The organism is 'Catharanthus roseus' aster yellows phytoplasma (genome assembly GCF_004214875.1).
Taxonomy (GTDB): Bacteria; Bacillota_I; Bacilli_A; order Acholeplasmatales; family Acholeplasmataceae; genus Phytoplasma; species Phytoplasma asteris.
Map to the genome: position 1 here is coordinate 365,814 of NZ_CP035949.1, position 23,071 is coordinate 388,884.

Consider the following 23,071-nt stretch of genomic DNA (forward strand, 5'->3'; position numbering starts at 1 on the left):
TTAATTATAACCTTCCTTTTTGTAATCAATTAAGGATTTATTAACTTCATTTTCTTTAGTATCGGTTTTGATTAGTTCTACATACAATCCTAAAGATTGCAATTCTTTAATGAAAACTCGGAAACTTTCAGGAATGCTTGGTTTAGGCAGTGGAGTTCCTTGCACGATGGCACTGTAAGTTTTGTTTCTACCTACAATATCATCACTTTTAACTGTTAAAATTTCTTGTAAGGTATGAGCAGCTCCATAAGCATAAAGCGCCCATACTTCCATTTCACCGAAGCGTTGTCCACCGTTTTGGACTTTTCCTCCCATAGGTTGTTGGGTCACTAAAGTGTATGGTCCTACGTTTCTGGCATGGAGTTTGTCATCTACCATGTGAGATAATTTAACCATATACATAACTCCTACAGAAATACGACTGTCATAAGGTTCGCCGGTGCGTCCGTCATATAAAACCATTTTGCCATCAGGATCTAAATTGGCTTCTTTCATGATTTCTTTAAGGTCGTAGTCATTAACGCCGTCAAAAACAGGAGTTGCCACTTTGATGCCTAATTTTTTGGCAGCCATTCCTAAATGGATTTCTAAAATTTGTCCAATGTTCATCCTACTAGGAACTCCTAAAGGATTTAACATGATATCAATTGGGGTGCCGTCTGCCATATAAGGAAGGTCTTCTTTAGGTAAGATGCGAGAAATTACACCTTTGTTTCCGTGGCGTCCTGCCATTTTGTCGCCTTCATTGATTTTACGTTTTTTAGCGATGAAAACACGGATGTTTTCGTTGACACCAGCAGGAAGAACATCACCGTTTTTTCTGGAGAAATAATGAACACTTTGAACGATCCCCCCTTCACCAAAAGGAACCCTTAAAGAAGAGTCTTTGTATTCGCGGGCTTTTTCACCAATTACAATTTGAATTAATTTTTCAGAAGGAGAAGGTTCAATGTTTCCTTGAGGAGTTATTTTACCTACTAAAATATCTCCTTCTTTAACTTCGGAACCAGGAATAATAATTCCTCTTGCGTCAAGGTTTTTAATAGCATCAGCGCCCACGTTGGGAACTTCTCTAGTGATTTCTTCTTGACCGCTACCTTTTTTTAATTCTCTAGTTTGAACTTCGTATTTATCAATGTGGATGGAAGTGTAGACATCATTTTTGACTAATTCTTCTGACATAATGATGGCATCTTCATAGTTATAACCTTCCCAAGTCATAAAAGCCACTGTAACATTTCTGCCAAGTGCTAATTCGCCTTGAGATGTAGAAGGTCCACTTACTAAAATATCGCCTTCATTGATTTGTTCTCCCAAAACTACAATCGGTTTTTGCAATACTAAAGTGTCTTGGTTGGATTTGGCAAAATTGATGAGGGTGTATTCGGCTTGGTGTTCTTTGTAGTTGTTCTCGTATAAAGTCTTGGCTTGGGCGTAGGTAAATTCTTGGGTAGTATCGTAAAGGGTTTTGCCATTTAATGAAACATTTTGGTTGGGTTTTTTAGTGATAATTATTTTTTGAGCATCAACATAAGTAACAAATCCTGATTCGCGGGCAATAATTAAGCAACCTGAGTCTTTGGCAGCGCGATATTCAACACCTGTTCCCACAATAGGAGATTCAGGGATTAATAAAGGGACTGCTTGACGTTGCATGTTGGCTCCCATTAAAGCTCTGGAAGCGTCGTTGTGTTCTAAAAAGGGGATCGAAGAAGTTGCAACAGAGACAATTTGTTTAGGAGAAACGTCAGCATATGTTATTTGGCTTATTTCAAAAATGCCTGTTTCACCGTTGCTACGAGCAATTATTTTTTTGTCTTGAAAAGCATTATTGGAATCCAAAACAAACCCAGCTGAGGCAATAATTTCTTCTTTTTCTTGGTCAGCTGTTAAATAATCTATGTGGCGCGAAAGGGTAGTTTTCCCGTCTTGGTGCAAAACCTTAAAGAAAGGAGTTTGGATAAAACCGTACTTATTGACTTTGGCATAAGTGGAAAGGGATGTGATAAGTCCGATGGAAGGTCCTTCAGGAGTTTCAATGGGGCATAATCTGCCGTAGTGGGAATTGTGCACGTCGCGCACTTCAATGCCTGCACGATCACGATTAATTCCTCCGATACCTAAAGCTGATACCCTTCTTTTTTGGGTTAATTCTGCTAAAGGATTGATTTGATCCATGAATTGCGATAAGCGTGAACTTGTGAAAAAAGTTTTGATTACACTCATTAAAAAAGTAAAATTAACTAGGTCGCCTGGACCGTTAACTTCGCTGAATTTGCTAGTGGAAATCATATCTTTGATATTTTTTTCAGCTCTGGTAAGACCAATTCGGAATTGGTTTTTTAACAATTCTCCAATTAATCTTAAACGACGATTCCCTAAATGATCAATATCATCAACAGTGCCTACGTTTTCATAAAGATTCAAATAATAATTAATACTTGCAATAACATCTGACAAAGTGATGTGTTTTTTGGTTTCTCTTTGGTCGTTTCCAATAAGTTTGACTTTGTGATATAGCTTGCCTGATTCGTCTTTTGAAGTATAGACTTCTAAAATTTCGTTAAAAACTCCTTGACGGTCTGCTTCTTTTTGATAAATATCTTTAGTTCCTAAGAAAAATTTAGATACTTTTTCATCAAGAGTGTGAATATTGTGTCTTAAATGATTGATAATATCGTCGTTAACTAAAGTATCTTTAGCTACTAAAACTTCACCAGTGCGAGAGTTGATGATGTTAGTTTTGGTGAATAATTCGTTTTTTTGGGGGTCTTTTTTATATGCTAAAATCTCTTCATCAGTTTCGTTTTCTAAATTATGTTTAGCGTCGAAGATTTCTTGGAGCAAAAAATGACGATTTTGTTTCAGGATTGCAATTTTTTCTTTGGTTAAAAGTTCGTCTTGTGCAATTATTATTTCTTGAGTTTCGGGATTGACAAAATCACAAGCTAAATAAGTGTTTTCAGCTCGGGTAAGAACGTCTAGTTTTTTGTTAAATTTGTATCTTCCCACTTTAGCCAGGTCGTATTTTTTTTGATCAAAAAGTCTTGTTCTGATAAAATCTCTAGCAGTGTCAACAGGAACTTTTTCGCCTTGACGGATTTTAGAATACAGTTCTACCAAAGCATTGTCTGAGTCCATATCAGTTTCTTTATCAAAAACAGAATCAAGGATAGCGCTTTTGCCAAAGACATTTTCGATTGCTTCTTTGCTGTCAAAACCTAGAGCATAAATAAAATTAGACAAGGGGATTTTTTTGGAACGATCTAATTTGGCATACAAAATTTCTTTAGAGCCTTCTTCGTATTCAATCCAAGCACCACGTGAAGGAATTACTTGTCCAGAATAAGTGGTTCTGTTGAGTTTGCTGTCAAAATTACCTGCAAAATACACGCTAGCAGAACGTACAATTTGAGAAACTACTACTCTTTCAGTGCCGTTGATAACAAAAGTCCCAGTGGGAGTCATTAGAGGCAATTCAGTAAGTAAAATATTGCTTTGTTTAGTTTCGCCAGTTAAAACATTTTCTAAAGTAGTTTTGACAAATAATTGGGAAACATAACTTATATCTTTAATTTTAGTTTCTTCAATGCTATATTTTGGGGGTGCTAAAAAATAATCATCAAAGTGAATTTTTAAATCCCCATTATAACTTTCAATAGGACAAAAATCCTGCAACAATTCTTTAATACCGTGTTTTAAAAACCAATCAAAAGATTGGTTTTGAATTTCAATTAAATTGGGCAAATCAACATCATAAATTGTTTTAGAATAATTACGACGTTGTGCTTTTTTGCCATATTTGACATTATGATAACCCATCTTATGCTCCTATAAATTATTAATTGGTAGTTTGTTTTGCCAAAATCTTTATTTTTAATTGTGTTTTTGCGATTTTTGGGTTTTGGGGGTTGGGGTATAAAAATAAAAACAATGCAAGACTAAAAAACCTGAGAAAACTCAGGTTTTTATATTACTTACAAGATAATAATTTATTGAAGTTCAACAACAGCTCCAGCTTGTTCTAACTTGTTTTTGATATCTTCTGCTAAAGCTTTGGAAACATTTTCTTTTACTTTAGAGTCAGGAACTTTAACAAAATTAGCAGCATCTAGCAAGCCTAATCCTGTTACTTCGCGCACTGCTTTGATAACAGCAAGTTTCTTTTTTTCATCAAAACTTTTCATAACTACTATGAATTCGGTTTTTTCTTCTACTTCAGCTGCATTATTTGCTCCAGGAGCTGCAACTGCTAAAGCAGTTGGGTCAATTCCAAACTCTTCTTTCAAACCATCTAATAATTCTTTAATCTCTAATAAAGACATTTCTTTTAAAGCCGATACAAAAGCTTCTTTCGTTAACTTAGCCATGTCAATCTCCTTTGTTATAATCTTTTCATTCATAAATTAATTGTTTATTTTTTGGGGTTTTCTTGTTCTTTGGTTTGCACTAACATATTTAGACCAATTGCTAAATGTTGCAAAGGTGCAAACATTGAAGCAGCTAAAAGCGCTAACATTTGTTCTTTTGAAGGCAAAGTAGCTAAGGTGTTTATTTCTTGCAAGGAGACAATTTTTTGTTCCACGATGCCAGAAACTATTTTAACTGCTTTATTTTTTTTAGCAAAATTATAAATCGTTTTGATTGGTTCTAATAATTCTTGGGGACTAATAATTAAAGCTTTTGCTCCTTTTAAAAAGGTAACTAAATCAGCTTGTTTGGCGTTGGTAACAGCTCTTTGCATGATGTTTTTGGGATATACTTTTACTTCACAACTAGTTTTTTTTAACTCACGACGCAGTTGCATAAAAGAGCTTACCGGTAAGCTTGCATATTCAAAAACAATAACTGTTTTGGCAGTGCTAATCTTTTCTTGCAAAACAGCAACTGAATCTATTTTTTTGGCTAACTGAGGTTTTATCATGATTATGCCCTTTTCCTTCCTTCAAAATTTTGATCTTGATTATTGTGAAATTGTAACAGGGTCAATTTTAATACCTGGTGCCATCGTAGTTGAAATAGTAACACTTTTAATGTAAGTGCCTTTCACTGTACGAGGTTTAACAGCCATTAATTGAAGATATAAAGTTTTTAAGTTTTCTAGTAATTTTGTCTCATCAAAAGAAACCTTACCTAATATGGCGTGAATATTCCCGCTTTTGTCTAGGCGATATTCAATTTTACCATTTTTAATTTCTTTGACTGCTTGTAAAACATCATTTGTTACAGTACCTGTTTTAGGGTTAGGCATTAGTCCTTTGGGTCCTAAAAGGCGCCCTAATTTACTTAATTGCGGCATCATTTCGGGAGTAGCAACTAAGACATCAAAATCAAACCAGTTTTTGGCAATTTTATCAATTAAATCTTGGTCGCCTACGTAATCTGCTTGGGCTTCTTGTGCTTGTTTAGCTTGTTCTCCTTTAGCAAGAACTGCTACTTTTAAGACTTTACCAGTGCCATGTGGTAAAACTAAGGCTCCTCTTAAATTTTGATCAACTTTTTTAGGATCTAAATTTAGATGAAAAGCGCATTCTACCGCAGCATCAAATTTCGCAACTTGAGTTTGTTTAGCTAAGCTAATAGCTTCTTGAAGCGGATATGTTTTTTTAACATCAAACATTTGTAATGATGCTAAATATTTTTTGCCTCGTTTCATCGCAGTAATTCCTTTCTCAAAACAACTTGACATTTTTTAGAAATTTTTTTAATTTGAAATTTGAATAATTGGGTTAAAAACTATTTTAATATTTTAATCTTTTACTAAAATTCCCATATTACGAGCTGTGCCTTCAATGATTTTGCAAGCTTTTTCAACGCAATAAGCATTTAGGTCTGGAAGCTTTAAATTGGCGATTTCTTCTACTTGTTTGTGGGTGATAGTAGCTACTTTGGTTTGACTTGCATTAGCAGAACCAGATTCAATTTTAGCAGCTTTTTTTAAAAGATCACTTGCTGGAGGAGTTTTAGTTACAAAAGTAAATGTTCTGTCCTCATAAACAGAAATGATAACAGGGATAACGAAACCCATTTGATCTTTAGTTGTTTCATTAAATTGGGAACAAAAAGCAGGAATATTAACTTGGGCTTGCCCTAAAGCAGGTCCTACTGGAGGAGCTGGATTAGCTTTTCCTGCAGGAATTTGTAATTTTACCGTTTTAACAACTTTTTTAGCCATAAAAACCTTTCTTTGGAACGGGGAATTGAAATAAAAAACTTGATAATTTGAGTTGTTTATTCTTTGTTTACGTTTCATTAAATTTGGAATATTGTTGATATTGTAACATAAAAAAATATGATAAAATTTTTTAGACAACTTATTTTAACATAAATTTTAAATATTTGATAAAAAAATGTTAGAAATTATGAAAAAATTAAGATATTTCTTTGAAGTCGTTGAAAGAAATTTCTACTGGAGTTGCTCTACCAAACAAATCTACTTCTACTGTCATTTTTTCACGGTCGTCATCAATACTTGATACTTGCCCTATTTGACCCGAAAAAGAACCAGAAATAATTTCTACTTTTTTGCCGATAAAATTTTTATAATCGGGTTTATTGATGATGCCCATTTTTAATAAAACAGGATTGATTTCGTTTTCAGATAAAGGAACTGGTTTAGAACCCATCCCGCTGGAACCTAAAAAACCAGTAATTCGCGGAGTGTTTCTGACAACAAACCAAGATCGGTCAGTAATCATCATTTGAATAAAAACGTACCCGGGGTACATTTTACGCTCTTTTTTAACCTTTTTCCCATCCAAACGAGTTTCATAATATTCTTCTTTGGGAGACAAAACATTAGATACTAAATCACCTATGCCAATGCTTTCGACTCTTCTTAACAAATCGTCTTTTACAACATTTTCATAACCTGAATAAGTTTGAGCAATATACCATTTAAGGTGACATGTATTTTGGGAGTCTTTTTCTTGATCTTGTTGTTCTTGCGCTTGTGTCTCTTTTATTTGTTTTTCTGTTTTATTCATTTTATTTGCTCAACAAATTTTTGATTTTGACACAAAATTGGTTTAATTTGCCAATAACATAAGAATCTATGGCATGAACAAAAAGGATTAAGAATAATGTGAAAAAAATAACTTGTAATGTTTTAAACAAAATTTGTTTTAAGGAAGGCCAACTAATGTTACAAATTTGCAAAAATGCATCTTTGAAAAAAGCAAATGAACCTATCGCAAAAATAAAAACACTCAAAAGAACTAAAGCACAAGGCAATGCCCAATGCATAGTTTCAAACTGTTTTTGTTGCCATAATTGCCCACAAAGAGCAAGAGACAAAATAGAAGTGGTAATTAGTAAAATATTGAGCCAACTATATTCTCTTTTGATTACTTCTAATAACTGATTTGGTTTGTTTTCGCTTACTATTTTAATTCCCATAAAGTTAAAAACTCCTTTACTTAGTTTCTTGATGCAAAGTGTGTTTGTTGCAATAAGAGCAATATTTTTTTAAAGTTAAACGTTTTGAGTTTTGATTGGCTCGTGGTTTGGTGTTGTAATTGCGGTTTAGACACAAAACACAAACTAAAATATTTTTTTTCAAAAAAATAGCTCCTTTTATGTTAGAAAGTTGAAAAAACATTAATTTATTTTCAAAACATCTTTTTTATTATATCACAAATCAGTGTTTTTATGCAAAAAATAAAATATAAAAATTGCTTTGTGCAAAAAAATATCCCGGAGAGAAAATATTTAGAATGTTGGATGAAAGATGGTAAGAAAACTAACAGTAACCCAAATTAGATAAATGGTTAGCTGCTTAAAAAAGCTAGTGATTAGTTTGTTTTTTGGAGGAGGCAAGGGTTAATTATTGCCAAAAATAAAAGTGGAGTAGATCATTAATGCAGCAGCAACACTTACATTTAAAGAATTGATTTTTCCATACATAGGAATTTTAACCAACAAATCACATTGCTGTTTTAATAAATGTCTAATGCCTATTCCTTCGTTGCCAACAATAATAGCCAAAGAAATGTTTTTAGGGATTTGGTGAAAGGATTGGGAAGAATTGCTATCGGTACCAACGATTAAAACTTGATTTTTTTTTAGTTTTAAAATGGTTTGATGCAAATTGGTAACTAAAAAAACTTTAGTGTATTCCAGGGCACCACAAGAAATTTTGGCAACTGTGGAATTGAGTGGGACTTGATGTTTTTTACTCATAATAACACCATCCAAAGCACAAGCTTCAACAGTTCTTAAAATGGCTCCTAAGTTATGAGGGTCATTAATGGCGTCTAAAATTAAGAATTTTTGGAATTTGGCAGAATCTAAATAAGTGTCTAAGTCGTAAAAAGTGTAGTCACAAACATTGGCAGCGACTCCTTGATGGGTTTTTTGTTTGGTTAGATCATATAAAAACTTTTTGTCAACTAATTGATAAGCAATATTGTGTTTTTGCAAAAACATTATAAAAAGATGGTCTTTAATTTTTTCATCTAAATATAGTTGATAAATTTTTCTCTGCGCTTTAATTGCTTCTTTGATGGGGTTTTTTCCGTAAATAATCATATTAATTATTTGTTTTCTTTCGATTTTGTAGTTTTTGTTGGATGGGGTTTTTGGGAGATTTGGGTTATGACAAGGGATAAAATGATGATTAAAACTAATAAAACTTTTTCAAGTTTATCGAATTGAGACATTTCTTCCAAAACATCCAAAATAAATGAAGCTGTCATAAATCCCATTAACATTGCTACAAATAAAATTAATTTAGCTAGATTTAAAGGTTTAGAAATTCTAAATAAAACAGTAAATAAAATGAAGGTGGAAAGCAAAATGACAAAATTAGAAACTGTTTCTAATTGTTTGAAATCGGGAGTTTGGGTTGATACAAAGCCAATTCGCACACCAAAAGTTAAGACATAACTAATAAAAGCTAGACTTGCATAGGGAAAGGCTTTTTTGAGATTATTAAGTAAAAAGTTTTTGCTGATAATTTCGTTGTTTTTTTCAAAAGATAAAAAAAGCGAAGGAATGCCAATTGACCAATAATCCATGACAAATTGTAATTTCAAAGGTGATAATGGATAGTAGCAAGGACGCCTTAAAAAATTAAATAAAATAACAGCAACTGCAAGCATAAAAGCAATAATAGTTTTGGTAAAAAACAAAATAGAGATTTTATCTAAATTGTTAATAATTCTTCTGCCTTCAAAAACTACTTTAGGCATGGAAGAAAAATTAGAATCCATCAAAACTAAATTAGCAATATTACAAGTGGCTTGGCTGCCTGATGCCATCGCAATGGAAAGATCGGCTTCTTTTAGGGCTAAAATATCGTTTACACCATCGCCTGTCATGGCAACTTTTTGTCCTGCTTTTTTAAAAGTTTGGATTAAGATTTTTTTTTGTTGGGGCGAAGTTCTTCCAAAAACATTATATTTAGTAGCTATTTGGATAACTTCTTGGTCAGAAAGTCCTTCTAAACTGATGGTTTTATAAGCATCAATAATACCTACTCTTTGAGCTATTTGAGAAACTGCCACATGATTATCACCAGAAATTACTTTAACACAAACGCCATTTTTCTGGAAAAAATCAATGGTAGTAACTGCGTCTTTTTTAATAGTATCTTTGATGATAATTAAAGCTAAAGGAATGCATGGGATGTCGTGTAATTTTTGGTTTTTACAAGTTATTTGAGAAATACAAGGCTCAGGGCTTTTGGCTAATAAAAGCACTCGATAACCTGATTTAGTGTAAGTTTCAAAATCTTTTTGAATAAGGTGAAAATTGTTTTTTAAAATGAATTCAGGAGCCCCCAAAAAAATGGTTCCTAAATTGTTAAATTCAACTGCACTATATTTTCTTGTGTTGGAAAAAGGAAGATTTTGGGAGGGTTGATAAGGAGTTGAAGTAGGAAAAGTATTGGGGCTAAATTTGTTTATTAAAGCATTATAAGTACTATTAGAAGTGGGGCAAGCAGATAAAAAAGAGTTCATTAATTTAGTAAAATCAAGTTCTTTAGGGTGATAAGGAATGACTTTTTTAACTTGCATAGTGCCATCAGTAATAGTTCCTGTTTTGTCGAGGCATAAAGTGTTTATTTGAGCTAACATTTCGATTCCAAATAGATTTTGGGCATAAGTTTTTTGTTTTGCTAAACGTACAAAACCTACTGCCAAAGAAATGTTAGTCAGCAAAAAAAGTCCCAAAGGAAGCATTGCTATCATCATGCCACACAAACCTAGTAAGGAATTTTGGCTGAAACCTGATATTTTATTATTTTCTTTATTAAAAGCAAAAAAAGCTAAAATAATAGCAAAAAGTGTGACAAAAATAATGATTGTTTTGATTAACGAAGATAAGTTTTGCATTAAAGGAGTGGTCGGTTTTTTGTATTTTTTAGCTTCTTGGGAAACTTTTTCAATATACATATCACTTCCTACAGCTACAATTTCGGCATAACTTTGACCTGATACCACGTAGCTACCAGAGTATAAAAAATCATTTTCTTTTTTGATAACTAATTTAGATTCACCAGTTAAAAGTGATTCGTTAACTTCTAAAACACCCGATTTTACCTTGGCATCAGCTGCAATTTGTTCTCCTGCTTCCAAAAATAAAAGATCTCCCAAAACTAAATCAGAAGAAAAAACCTTTTCTTTTTGACTATTTCTTATTACTTGAGAATGGTTTTTTATCAACAAAGATACTTTGTCAAGAGTTATTTTAGCTTTAATTTCTTGAATAACACTAATAAAAACATTGGTTAAAGAAACTACTAAAAAAAATAAATGTTCATATTGTTCTATGAAAATAACGATTAATGCTACAATTAAAATCAACAAATTAAGATAATTAAATAAATTACTAAATAAGATATCTTTAATACTTTTAGAATTTTTATAGTTAGAAACATTAACTTGACCCGCAGTTTTTTTTTGTTCTACTTGCTTGTTAGTTAGTCCTGTAAAGTTTTGTTTTGTTGCGATATTGGGATTATTTAAAGATTCATTCATGCACAACCACCACACTTTTCTTAAATGATATCGGTATTTTTTTTATAAATTAATGGGTATTGGTAATAATTTTTGAAAGCCAAACTAAGATTTTTTTTCTTGTGTATTTTTGGGCAAAAGCAAAAAATCAATTCTTCCGCGGTCGTTGATTTTGGTGCATTTAACCGAAACTGTTTCACCTATTTTTAAAACATCGGTGATTTTTTGAAATTTCATTTGATTAACGTGGATAAGTCCTTCGATTCCTGGACAAACTTGTGCCACAGCTCCAATCATTTTTCCTTGTTTGTCACTTAAAAAACGCAAAATAGAGGCTTGATAACAAGTGCCTATTTGAATTTCTTGGATTAAACTTTCAATAAAAGCGACTGTTTTTTTGACTGTTTCTAAGTTGGAATGCATTAAAAAAACGCGTCCGTCTTGTTCAATATCGATTTTTACACCATCATGAGATTCAATAATTTGATTGATGATTTTGCCACCACTTCCAATAATATCACGAATTTTTTCTGGTTTGATTTGCATCATACAAACTTTAGGGGCGTACTTCGAAACTTCTAAACGAGGTTGAGAAATTGTTTGGCTCATGTGTTCTAAAATATGAAGGCGTCCTTTTTTGGCTTGCAAAAAAGCTTCTTGCAAAATTTTAAAAGGGATTCCTTGAATTTTAAGATCCATTTGTAAAGCAGTAATTCCTTTATTGGTGCCTGCGATTTTTAAATCCATGTCTCCAACGCGGTCTTCTAAACCTTGGATATCGCTTAAAATAACGTATTTATTCGTTGTTTGGTCAAAAACTAATCCTACTGAAATTCCTGCAACTGCTTTTTTTAAAGGAACTCCTGATGCCATTAATGCCAAAGAAGAAGCACAAACAGTGGCTTGAGAAGAAGAGCCGTTAGATTCTAGAATTTCAGAAACTACTCTAATAGTGTAGGGGAAGTCTTTTTCTTCGGGCAAAACTTGAGATATGGCTTTTTCGGCAAGAGTGCCGTGTCCGATTTCTCGTCTACTAGGGGCAGTATAACGACCAACTGCACCAACTGAAAAAGGAGGAAAGTTGTAATGAAGCATAAAACATTTGTTTTGTTCGTCGCTTAGACTGTCAATAATTTTACTTTCTGATAAACATCCTAAGGTCACTACAGCAAGGCTTTGGGTTTGTCCTCTAGTAAACAAAGCAGAACCATGAGCGCGGGGCAACAAATCAATTTGAGATTCAAGAGTTCTTATTTCTTCTAATCCTCTTTTATCTGGTCTTATTTTTTCTTGCAAAATTAAAGAACGTGTTTCTTGTTTGGATAATTTTTGAAATAGGGTTTCTGTTGTTTGTAAATGTTTTTTGTGAGCTTCGTAATCAAAAACAGTGGTAGTGTCAATAGTTTTGAAAAAAGGAGTTTGTTTGGCTTGATCTAGGATTTGTTCTTTTAATTGCTGTAAATCGTTTTTGCTGTTGCAACTTAAAATAGCTTGTTTAACTTGGGATTGGTGTTTGGCAAAAAAGGCTTGTTGTTGGGTTTGTTCGGTTTGGTACAAGGTATTTGTTATTTTAGCAGGTGCAAATTTTTGCTTGATATTTTCTTGAAATAAGCACAGTTTTTTAATATATTGGTGAGCAAAATTAATGGCTTCTAAAAAGTCTTGTTCGCTAACTTCATTGGCGTGTGCTTCTATCATAGTAACATTGTGTTTGGTACCTGCAACCATCAAATGTAGAGTAGAATTTGCAAGTTGTTGCAAAGTGGGATTGATGATAAACTTGTCGTTGATTTTTCCTACATAAACTCCGGAAATAGCTTCAAAAAAGGGGATTTCAGAAATCAATAGAGAAAGAGAGCTTCCAAGCATGGAGGCAAGCTCGCTTTTAAAATCAGGGTTTAGGCTTAAAACTGTATTAATTACTTGCACTTCTTGTTGAAAATAATCAGGGAATAGGGGGCGTAAAGAACGGTCGATGAGGCGTGAAGTGAGGATTTCGTGATCGTTGGAACGTCCTTCTCGGCGTAAAAAACTGCCAGGAATTTTTCCAGCAGCATATAATTTTTCTTGATAAATAACAGTAAGAGGTAAAAAATCAAGATTATTGGGTTTGCGACTAAAAACAGTAGTTGTAAGAACCACTGTATCTTGGTAGCGTACTAAAATGGAAGCATCAACGTTTCTGGCGTAAGTTCCTATTTCGACTTGAAAAGAATCTTTTAAATTAGTAGTTTCAAAAACTTTTTTTAACACTTGAGATACTCCTTTAAGTAACTGGGTTGGGGTAATTTTGGATGTGATAAAAAAATATATAAAAATAAAAAGCTAGAGTTTGAATTGATTTCAACAAACTAGCTTAATAATTAGATAATTATTTTAATTTTAAGTGATATTTATAAAAAATCAATTTAAAATTATTTTCTTAAAAAAAGAGAATTTTGTTAAAAAAATAAGCCAATCATTGATTGTAAAATTGACTTAATAAATTAGAAAATACTAATTTAAAAAATGAGTTTCAAGGACAAAAGAAAAAACACAACAAAGATGGCGCCCACGCTAGGACTCGAACCTAGGACCCTCTGATTAACAGTCAGATGCTCTAACCAACTGAGCTACGTAGGCAGTTTTTGGTAGAGGATGAGGGACTTGAACCCCCGACATTCTGCTTGTAAGGCAGACGCTCTCCCAACTGAGCTAATCCTCTTTTTTATTCTTTTTTATAAAACAAACCTTGGCACTCCCTATCTTCACTCAATAAAGAACTATTGTCAGTACTAAGGACTTAACTGCTGTGTTCGGGATGGGAACAGGTGTTGCCCCTTAGTTTTATGCACCAAGGATCTTTCAAAACTAGATAAACGTTGGTATTTAAAAAATCAAAGTCAATGGGTCTATTAGTACTAGTCAGCTGAAAAGATCACTCTTCTTACACCTCTAGCCTATCAACCTGATAGTCTTTCAGGGACCTCATAGGGAAATCTCATCTTAAGGGAGGCTTCACACTTAGATGCTTTCAGTGTTTATCCCTTCTATACATAGCTACTCAGCTGTGGCTCTGGCGAACCAACTGAAACACCAGCGGTATATCCATCCCGGTCTTCTCATACTAGGGACAGTTCCTTTCAAATTTCCAACGCCCACGACGGATAGAGACCGAACTGTCTCACGACGTTCTGAACCCAGCTCGCGTTCCGCTTTAATGGGCGAACAGCCCAACCCTTGGAACCTTCTCCAGCTCCAGGATGCGATGAGCCGACATCGAGGTGCCAAACCGCTTCGTCGCTGTGAACGCTTGGAAGCGATAAGCCTGTTATCCCCAGGGTAGCTTTTATCCGTTGAGTCACGGCCCTTCCATTCGGTACCGTAAGATCACTAAGTCCGACTTTCGTCCCTGCTCGACTTGTAAGTCTTGCAGTCAAGCTCCCTTGTGCCTTTATGCTCTACAAATGATTTCCAACCATTTTGAGGGAACCTTCGAACGCCTCCGTTACTCTTTAGGAGGCGACCGCCCCAGTCAAACTGCCCACCAAACACTGTCCCTCACATTACACATGTGCAGGTTAGAAACTAAAAATAACAAGGGTGGTATCCCAAGGACAACTCCAGAAAAACTAGCGTTTTTCTCTCACAGTTTCCCACCTATCCTGTACATCTTATTTCCAATTTCAATATTAAGTTGCAGTAAAGCTCCATGGGGTCTTTTCGTCCTGTCGCGGGTAACCGGCATTTTCACCGGTAATTTGATTTCACCGAGGCTCTTGTTGAGACAGCGCCCAAATCGTTATGCCTTTCGTGCGGGTCGGAACTTACCCGACAAGGAATTTCGCTACCTTAGGACCGTTATAGTTACGGCCGCCGTTTACTGGGACTTCAATTCAATGCTTCGTTGCCTGACATCTCCTTTTAATCTTCCAGCACCGGGCAGGCATCAGCCCCTATACATCACCTTGCGGTTTAGCAGAGACCTATGTTTTTGATAAACAGTCGCTTGGGCCTATTCTCTGCGGCTTTTAGTTTTAATAAAAGCTCTCCTTATCCCTAAGTTACGGAGTAATTTTGCCGAGTTCCTTAACAAGAGTTTGCTCGCGCGTCTTAGTATACTCTACCTACCCACCTGTGTCGGTTTGCGGTACGGGTAGTTAATCAATTAGCCCTAGAAGCTTTTCTTGAAAGTATGACATCAATCACTTTACTTTCAAACCTTGTCTTTAAATGAGAAAATGGATTTGCCTGTCTTCTCAGACTTAGTTTTTCTACCCCAATCCAATAAGGGGCGTGTTTAGCCTGCTTTGTCCCTCCGTCAGTTGATTAACTAGTGCAGGAATCTCAGCCTGCTTGCCATCGATTACGGATTTCTCCCTCACCTTAGGACCCGACTAACCCAGGGAGGACGAACCTGGCCCTGGAAACCTTGGGTTTTTGACGGATAGGATTCTCACCTATCTTTTCGTTACTTACACCGGCATTCTCACTTCTGACCTCTCCACCACTGCTTCCGCTATGGCTTCACTGATGTCAGAACGCTTCCCCTACCATTCAAATAACTAAGAAGTTATTTCAATCCGTAGCTTCGGTATGATGTTTTAGCCCCGGTACATTTTCGGCGCAGAGTCATTCGACTAGTGAGCTATTACGCACTCTTTAAAGGATGGCTGCTTCTAAGCCAACCTCCTAGTTGTTTAAACGTCTTCACTTCCTTTGCCACTTAACATCAATTTTGGGACCTTAGCTGACGGTCTGGGCTCTTTCCCTTTTGACCATGGACCTTATCACCCACAGTCTGACTGCTGATTTTATTTGGTAACATTCGGAGTTTGATTGAGTTCGGTACCCCGAGGTGGAGCCCTTACTCATTCAGTGCTCTACCTTCACCAAATTACTAAATCAACGCTAGCCCTAAAGCTATTTCGGGGAGAACCAGCTATCTCTGAGTTCGATTGGAATTTCACCCCTAGCCACAAGTCATCCAAACACTTTTCAACGTGTCCTGGTTCGGTCCTCCATTTAGTTTTACCTAAACTTCAACCTGCTCATGGCTAGCTCACTTCAGTTTCGGGTCTATGACATGCAACTAAACGCCCTATTAAGACTCGCTTTCGCTACGGCTCCGTTCCTTAAAACTTAACCTTGCTCCATATCATAACTCGCCGGTTCATTCTGCAAAAGGCAAGCCATCACACATTAACGTGCTTTGACTAATTGTAGGCACACAGTTTCAGGATCTATTTCACTCCCCTTTCGGGGTTCTTTTCACCTTTCCCTCACGGTACTAGTTCACTATCGGTCACTAAGAAGTATTTAGCCTTAGGAGATGGTCCTCCCATCTTCCGACAAGATTTCTCGTGTCTCGCCGTACTTATTGATACCCTAGATTTTAACTTACGTTTACGGGACTGTCACCTTCTTTGGTGCTTCTTTCCAAAAGCTTCTACTTCGTTAAAATTTTGTAACTAGAAATGGTATCAGGCTGTTCCGGGTTCGCTCGTCACTACTACCAGAATCGTTATTACTTTCTTTTCCTGCGGTTACTTAGATATTTCAGTTCACCGCGTTTCCTTTCTTCTAACAAGATAAATCGTATTAGAAGAATATTACATCTTCAATGTAATGGGTTTTCCCATTCGGAGACCCACGGATCTTCACTTATTTACAGCTTCCCGTGGCGTTTCGCCGTTAATTGCGTCCTTCATCGGCTCTTAGTGCCAAGGCATCCACTGTGCGCCCTTAGTTCCTTTAATTTTTTAACCTTCGTTTATCTACTTTTCAAAGAGCTTTTTTAAGATTTTGCCTATTTGTGGTTATGGTGGGCCTAAATGGACTTGAACCACCGACCTCACGCTTATCAGGCGTGTGCTCTAACCAACTGAGCTATAGGCCCTTAATCTTAAAAAGATTAAAATGTTGCAAATACAATTTGTAAGCAAGTTACAATGAAAAACTTTCTTAAGTCTCTCAAAACTGAAGATGATAATTGTTTCCTTAGAAAGGAGGTGATCCATCCCCACCTTCCGGTAGGGATACCTTGTTACGACTTAACCCCAATCATCGACCCTACCTTAGACGGTTCCCTCTTCTTGCGAAGTTAGGCCGCCGGCTTTGGGTATTGCCAACTTTCGTGGTTTGACGGGCGGTGTGTACAAACCCCGAGAACGTATTCACCGCGACATGCTGATTCGCGATTACTAGCGATTCCAACTTCATGAAGTCGAGTTGCAGACTTCAATCCGAACTGAGACTGTTTTTTTGAGATTCGCCAAAAACTTGCGCTTCAGCTACCCTTTGTAACAGCCATTGTATCACGTTTGTAGCCCAGGTCATAAGGGGCATGATGATTTGACGTCGTCCCCACCTTCCTCCAATTTATCACTGGCAGTCTTGCTAAAGTCCCCACCATTACGTGCTGGTAACTAACAATAAGGGTTGCGCTCGTTGCGGGACTTAACCCAACATCTCACGACACGAGCTGACGACAACCATGCACCACCTGTGCAACTGATAACCTCCACTGTGTTTCTACAGCTTTGCAGAAGCATGTCAAGACCTGGTGAGGTTTTTCGGGTACCTTCGAATTAAACAACATGATCCACCGCTTGTGCGGAGTCCCGTCAATTCCTTTAAGTTTCATACTTGCGTACGTACTACTCAGGCGGAGTACTTAATGTGTTAACTTCAACACTGGTTTTACCCAACGTTTAGTACTCATCGTTTACGGCGTGGACTACCAGGGTATCTAATCCTGTTTGCTCCCCACGCTTTCGTGCCTCAGCGTCAGTAAAGACCCAGCAAGCCGCCTTCGCTACTGGTGTTCCTCCATATATTTACGCATTTTACCACTACACATGGAATTCCACTTGCCTCTATCTTACTCTAGCTAAACAGTTTTTATAGCATCACAATGTTGAGCATTGCACTTAGACCATAAACTTATTTAACCGCCTACGCACCCTTTACGCCCAATAATTCCGGATAACGCTTGCCCCCTATGTATTACCGCGGCTGCTGGCACATAGTTAGCCGGGGCTTATTCATTAGGTACCGTCAGAATGATTTTTCCATCATTTATTCTTCCCTAATAAAAGAACTTTACGTACCGAAATACTTCATCGTTCACGCGGCGTTGCTCGGTCAGAGTTTCCTCCATTGCCGAAAATTCCCTACTGCTGCCTCCCGTAGGAGTTTGGGCCGTGTCTCAGTCCCAATGTGGCCGTTCAACCTCTCAGCCCGGCTACACATCATAGTCTTGGTAGGCCTTTACCCCACCAACTAACTAATGTGACGCAAGCTCCTCCCTAAGCATACCTATTGCTAGGTCTTTTAAAAACAAGAAGATGCCTTCTTGTCTCCTATCCGGTCTTAGCAGTAGTTTCCAACTGTTATCCTCGTCTTAGGGGCAGATTGCTTACGCGTTACTCACCCGTTCGCCACTAAAGTTTAATTGCTTAAACTTCCGTTCGACTTGCATGTATTAGGCACGCCGCCAGCGTTAATCCTGAGCCAGGATCAAACTCTTCGTATGTTACAAAATTGATACATCAAAAATTGCTTTTTGGTGTCAATTTTAAGGTGTTAAAAAATAATTAAAAATATTCGTTAATTATCATCTTCAGTTTTCAAAGATTAAAAAAATTAATGGTGAAGGGAGGTGGATTCGAACCACCGTACCTTACGGAACAGTTTTACAGACTGCTGCGTTTAGCCACTTCGCTATCCCTCCGAAATTGCTTAACAATTTCAAATTTATTTACCTTAGATATTATAGCACATATAAAAATGAAAAGCAAGCTTTTTTGATTTTTTTTAAATTTTAATTTGGGTTGTTATTTTTGATAGTAATTTGGGTTTTGGAAAAAGATATTTTGGAATTGGATAATGGTGTTTGAAATATTTTTTTTGCAAAATAAAAAATATATATATGAAGAAATTATCCTAACTAAATATGTTGCTTTCCAAAAAATGTTTTTTAAAAATTATAAGGATGAAAATTAAGAACTGCAGAAAAAAATATAAAAGTTTTGTTTGTTTTTTACTTAGTTTGATTTTTGAATTGTTGCAAGTATTGATGAAGGAAAAAGTTTTTATAAAGCGTTTTGTTTTAATGCAAAATATTTTTGTTGCATCTTTTTTCTAGTGAGCAAAGTTTGGAAAATAGTATAGGTGTTCCCAACAATCCAATATAAAGACAATATTGGGTTAGAACGCGAGAAAAATACCATCATTAAAATCATAAAAACACTCATAATTTTCATGCTTTTTTCTGATTGTTTAGCTTTTTGTTTTTGTTCTGAAGTCAAATGATAAGAAGGGGTTTTTAAATAATCTGGTTTTTTAAAAATAATTTTATTCAAAATAAACATCGTTGCTCCCACTAAAAAAGAAAGAAAAAAGATAACAAAAGCATTATTGGGATTAGAAGGGTTTAAATTAATGAATCCTAAAAAGGGCTTTTCAATTAATTTATCAGTTGCAAAAATACCTCCAGGAATAATAAAGCGACTTAAGGTTTGATTAATTGCAATAAATAAGGGAAGTTGCAAGAAAGACAATAAAAATCCCCAAAAAGAAAAATTATTTTTGCGATAAACTTTTAAAATTTCTAACTGCATTTTTTGAGCTGAGGCAGGATCTTTTTTGAGAGCATATTTTTGCTTTACTTTTTCAATTTCGGGCTGAATTAAACTCATATTCATACTCAAAGTACTTGTTTTAGTATAAATAGGCCAAGTTAAAGTACGGATGAAAATAGTAGCTAAAACAATTCCTAACCCTAAGTTGCCAAAAAAAATACCAGAAGCACCAGAAACTAAGAAAGTTGAGAAAAAATATAAAAAAGAGCCAATTGAAATTATTAAAACATTCCAAAAATAACCAAACAGGCTCCATTCCAGTCTAGAAGGAAATTGAATTGGAACCGAAGAATTAGTTATAAAAAGTTTTCTAGATATTAAATGGTCGTTATTGTTGTTTGTAAATTTAATATCAATGTTAGATGAATCATTATTGGAAGTGTTTTTGATATTTTCTGCATAATGATCTTTGTCAAAATCTAATTTTATATTTTCTAAAGAAAGAGGGGTTTTATCTTCATATGTTCTAAATTCTAATGCATCTTTTAATTCTTTTTTTTGATATTTATTGTTTTGAATATAATCATCATTAGTGCCTGCAGAAACTGTTAAAAAATCCTTCATTAATTTATTTTTGAATTCGGTTTTTTCTTTATCGTTTTTATTTTTAAAAACATCAGCATCTGGTTTAAAAGTTAAAAAATATTCTTTTTTATTTAATTTAGAAAGATCAAAATTAGAAACATCTTCTACTTCAGGATCTGTTTTTTTCATTAAACCAAAAAAATATTTTGCTTGTTTTTTTTTATTTAACATGCCTTTAAATTCGTCTTGCATAGCTATTTGAATTTCTTTCTTTTTGTTATTGATAACATAAACCACAAAAATATCAGCACATTCATTTAATTTAGAAGGATCATTATTTGTAAAATATTCTTCATATTTTTCGCTACTTTTAAAAACAAAAACTTTGTCAAAAACTTCTATTTTTTCACGCTTTGGAGGAGTAAGGAGCCAAAAAAATAACCCAAATAGAAAAATTGCTAAAAATAAAAACTTTTTTTTTGAAGAATGATTTCTAACATCCATTTTAATTAACTCCTTATTTTAGTTATTTGAAAGTAATATGCGAGTTTTGGTAGCAAATTGCAAAAAGAAAGTTTTTAATTGTTGAAAAGTTAGGCTTTTGGCTTGAGCTTTAATAACAATAACAAAAAACATTTTGGGGTTAAGGCAAGGAGAAACACTCCTAATAATTGCTCTTAAACGACGTTTAATTAAATTTCTTTCGTGGGCTTTACCATATTTTTTGCCAACACTTAAAGCAAATTTAAAATGAGGAAAGGCATTTTGTTTGACGTAATAAATAATAAAAAAGGAGTTCCCGTATCTTTTTTTAGATTTAAAAACAGGGGTGATTTCGCTTTCTTTTTTAAGAATATATTTTCTTTTCATCTTCTTAATAATCCTAAAATTCTTAACTTTTATATTCAAAACATCAATTAACCATTTTAAAAAATATAAATTCCACAATTATTAATGATACAATAGGAATAAAAAGAAATTTATCAAAAAAACACCTAAAAAGCGGTGTTTATTTTTGGTTTGAATTAATCAAAATCAAGTTAGTTTGATTTTAAACTGTTAGTTGCAAACGTCCTTTAGCTCTTCTTCTAGCAAGAACTTTGCATCCTCCAACAGTTGCCATTCTGGCTCTAAAACCATGAGTTCTTTTTCTTTTGATTTTACTAGGTTGATATGTTCTTTTCATAAAAAAGCCTCTTTTCTATTTAACACACTTTCTTAATTATAGCTTTTTTAGTATGAAATGTCAAGCCTAAAAGTTTTGAATAATTAAAAAATAGTGGTTGTGGGGGTAAAAATGTAAAAAATAAAATGTTTATAAAAAGAAAGAAAATATTTGGAGAAATGATTTAGTATTAAATGTGTTGAAACTTTTTGGTTGGCTTTTATAACAAATCATTTTTAAAATAATTTCAATAAGCTCTAGCAAATAAGACATTTTGAAGGGCTTTTTTGTTAGTAACAGGGCAGTTAGCAGTAATTAAATTAGTTTCTAAAATAACTCTGGCAGTAGCTCCTGTTTCTTGTTTAATTTGCAATTCGGCATCAGTTCCTGAAATACTCATTGCTACATAACCACCTTGTTTGAGATAAGTTTTAAATTCTTCATAAGTGTTAGCTTGTTTGCGATTTTGTTCTAAATGTTGCAGTGCTTTTTGATACATGTTATTGTGGATGGTTTCAAATAATTGCGGAATTTGAGATGGCAAATCTTTGGTTTTGATATTTTGTTTGGCGAAGTTATATCTTTGAAAAATAGTAACTTCATCATTTTCTAAACCACGTTTACCAATTTCTATACGCAAAGGAACACCTTTAAGTTCATATTGACTAAATTTCCAACCAGCAGTTTTGTCTTGTAGATCGAGATGAACGCGATAGTTTTTTTGAAGGATGGAAAAGAGGTTTTCGGATGTTTGTTTTACTGCATCATCTTGAGGTTGCAAAGGAATGATTACAATTTGCATAGGAGAAACATAAGGCGGTAAAACTAGTCCTTCATCATCGCTGTGAACCATAATTAAAGCTCCAATTAAACGTGTAGAAACGCCCCAAGATGTTTGATGAACATATTTTTTTTGATGGTCGCAATCTTGAAATTGGATTTGAAACGATTTAGCAAAATTAGTACCTAAGTAATGAGAAGTCCCTGCTTGAAGAGCTTGTCCGTCATGCATTAACGCTTCGATAGAATAAGTGATGAGGGCTCCAGCAAATTTTTCTGTTTCAGTTTTTTTGCCACATACAAAAGGAAGGGCTAAAAGGTTTCTGCCTAACTTTTGATAAATATCAAGGATGGATAAAGTTTGCTGCATCGCTTCTTGTTCGGTAGCATGCACAGTGTGTCCTTCTTGCCACAAAAACTCTTTACCTCTTAAAAAAGGTTTAGTCGTTTTTTCCCAGCGAACCACATTGCACCATTGATTATATAACTTAGGTAAATCACGATAAGAAGTGATTGTTTTAGAATAATATTGCGAAAATAAAATTTCTGAAGTAGGGCGAATCACTAGTTTTTCGGATAAGTTTTTTTTGCCTGTAGTTGTTATCATTGCTGCTTCTGGAGAAAATCCTTGAATATGATTTTTTTCTTTGTGAAATAGTTTTTCTGGAAAAACTAACGGAAAATAAACATTTTTATGACCTGTTTTTTGTAAAGTACAATTAAGATGTTTTTGAATATTTTCCCACAAAGCATAACCATAAGGAAGATAGATAATAAAACCTTTTGCCTCAGAATAAGCTATTAATTCAGCTTTAAGACAAACATCTGTATACCATTTTCCAAAATCAGATGAGCGAGCAGTAACTGTTTTAACTCGTTTCATTGTTTTCATTTTTGCATTACCTTTGTTTAGTTATAATATATTATAAATATTTTAATTAATGTGTTATTTGTGTTGGTTTCATGGAAAGAACAAACTATAATCAAAAATATTATAACATGAAAAAATAATAAAA

General features: G+C 34.5%; 15 protein-coding genes, 4 tRNA genes and 3 rRNA genes. All 22 read right to left on the reverse strand.

What is annotated here, in order from left to right; translation table 11 throughout:
- Positions 1 to 3,822, reverse strand: a complete 3,822-nt coding sequence (locus EXT02_RS01675) for a DNA-directed RNA polymerase subunit beta (RefSeq protein WP_130427722.1) — start codon at positions 3,820 to 3,822, stop codon at positions 1 to 3.
- 170 nt (positions 3,823 to 3,992) lie between these two features.
- The gene (rplL, locus tag EXT02_RS01680) at positions 3,993 to 4,370 is read right to left on the reverse strand and encodes a 50S ribosomal protein L7/L12 (RefSeq protein ID WP_130428031.1); all 378 of its coding nucleotides are present in this window, start codon (positions 4,368 to 4,370) and stop codon (positions 3,993 to 3,995) included.
- A 44-nt stretch (positions 4,371 to 4,414) separates the two neighbouring features.
- Positions 4,415 to 4,924, reverse strand: coding sequence for a 50S ribosomal protein L10 (gene rplJ, locus EXT02_RS01685; protein ID WP_069028254.1), 510 nt, complete (start codon positions 4,922 to 4,924; stop codon positions 4,415 to 4,417).
- A gap of 39 nt (positions 4,925 to 4,963) precedes the next feature.
- Positions 4,964 to 5,656, reverse strand: a complete 693-nt coding sequence (gene rplA / locus EXT02_RS01690; RefSeq protein ID WP_034172138.1) for a 50S ribosomal protein L1 — start codon at positions 5,654 to 5,656, stop codon at positions 4,964 to 4,966.
- Between the two features lie 93 nt (positions 5,657 to 5,749).
- Positions 5,750 to 6,175 carry a 50S ribosomal protein L11 gene (gene rplK / locus EXT02_RS01695; protein ID WP_042067774.1) on the reverse strand — a complete coding sequence of 142 codons (426 nt, stop codon included), beginning with the start codon at positions 6,173 to 6,175 and terminating at the stop codon, positions 5,750 to 5,752.
- A 196-nt stretch (positions 6,176 to 6,371) separates the two neighbouring features.
- Entirely contained in the window at positions 6,372 to 6,986 is a 615-nt protein-coding gene (nusG, locus tag EXT02_RS01700) for a transcription termination/antitermination protein NusG (RefSeq protein ID WP_011160629.1), read from the reverse strand.
- A 1-nt stretch (position 6,987) separates the two neighbouring features.
- Complete coding sequence (gene secE / locus EXT02_RS01705) at positions 6,988 to 7,398, reverse strand: preprotein translocase subunit SecE (protein ID WP_071345549.1); 411 nt, start codon at positions 7,396 to 7,398, stop codon at positions 6,988 to 6,990.
- Positions 7,399 to 7,414: 16 nt separating this feature from the next.
- Complete coding sequence (rpmG, locus tag EXT02_RS01710) at positions 7,415 to 7,600, reverse strand: 50S ribosomal protein L33 (protein ID WP_011160627.1); 186 nt, start codon at positions 7,598 to 7,600, stop codon at positions 7,415 to 7,417.
- Positions 7,601 to 7,821: 221 nt separating this feature from the next.
- Complete coding sequence (rlmB, locus tag EXT02_RS01715; protein ID WP_130427724.1) at positions 7,822 to 8,529, reverse strand: 23S rRNA (guanosine(2251)-2'-O)-methyltransferase RlmB; 708 nt, start codon at positions 8,527 to 8,529, stop codon at positions 7,822 to 7,824.
- A gap of 5 nt (positions 8,530 to 8,534) precedes the next feature.
- The gene (locus tag EXT02_RS01720; RefSeq protein ID WP_240682795.1) at positions 8,535 to 10,982 is read right to left on the reverse strand and encodes an HAD-IC family P-type ATPase; all 2,448 of its coding nucleotides are present in this window, start codon (positions 10,980 to 10,982) and stop codon (positions 8,535 to 8,537) included.
- Positions 10,983 to 11,066: 84 nt separating this feature from the next.
- Entirely contained in the window at positions 11,067 to 13,214 is a 2,148-nt protein-coding gene (locus tag EXT02_RS01725; RefSeq protein ID WP_130427728.1) for a polyribonucleotide nucleotidyltransferase, read from the reverse strand.
- Positions 13,215 to 13,506: 292 nt separating this feature from the next.
- Positions 13,507 to 13,583: transfer RNA gene (locus EXT02_RS01730), tRNA-Asn, on the reverse strand.
- A gap of 6 nt (positions 13,584 to 13,589) precedes the next feature.
- A tRNA-Val gene (locus EXT02_RS01735) sits at positions 13,590 to 13,665 on the reverse strand.
- A 25-nt stretch (positions 13,666 to 13,690) separates the two neighbouring features.
- Positions 13,691 to 13,799, reverse strand: a 5S ribosomal RNA gene (gene rrf / locus EXT02_RS01740).
- Between the two features lie 35 nt (positions 13,800 to 13,834).
- Positions 13,835 to 16,699: ribosomal RNA gene (locus EXT02_RS01745) — 23S ribosomal RNA — on the reverse strand.
- Between the two features lie 63 nt (positions 16,700 to 16,762).
- Positions 16,763 to 16,839, reverse strand: a tRNA-Ile gene (locus tag EXT02_RS01750).
- 105 nt (positions 16,840 to 16,944) lie between these two features.
- A 16S ribosomal RNA gene (locus EXT02_RS01755) occupies positions 16,945 to 18,477 on the reverse strand.
- Together the 16S, 23S and 5S rRNA genes with 4 tRNA genes alongside form the textbook arrangement of a ribosomal RNA operon.
- A 114-nt stretch (positions 18,478 to 18,591) precedes the next feature.
- Positions 18,592 to 18,675, reverse strand: a tRNA-Tyr gene (locus EXT02_RS01760).
- 361 nt (positions 18,676 to 19,036) lie between these two features.
- Entirely contained in the window at positions 19,037 to 20,614 is a 1,578-nt protein-coding gene (locus EXT02_RS01765; protein WP_130427730.1) for a YidC/Oxa1 family membrane protein insertase, read from the reverse strand.
- Positions 20,615 to 20,632: 18 nt separating this feature from the next.
- Positions 20,633 to 20,980 carry a ribonuclease P protein component gene (rnpA, locus tag EXT02_RS01770; RefSeq protein ID WP_130427732.1) on the reverse strand — a complete coding sequence of 116 codons (348 nt, stop codon included), beginning with the start codon at positions 20,978 to 20,980 and terminating at the stop codon, positions 20,633 to 20,635.
- A 181-nt stretch (positions 20,981 to 21,161) separates the two neighbouring features.
- Positions 21,162 to 21,296 carry a 50S ribosomal protein L34 gene (rpmH, locus tag EXT02_RS01775; RefSeq protein ID WP_024563646.1) on the reverse strand — a complete coding sequence of 45 codons (135 nt, stop codon included), beginning with the start codon at positions 21,294 to 21,296 and terminating at the stop codon, positions 21,162 to 21,164.
- Between the two features lie 226 nt (positions 21,297 to 21,522).
- Entirely contained in the window at positions 21,523 to 22,947 is a 1,425-nt protein-coding gene (gene proS / locus EXT02_RS01780) for a proline--tRNA ligase (RefSeq protein ID WP_130427734.1), read from the reverse strand.
- Between the last annotated feature and the right edge of the window lie 124 nt (positions 22,948 to 23,071).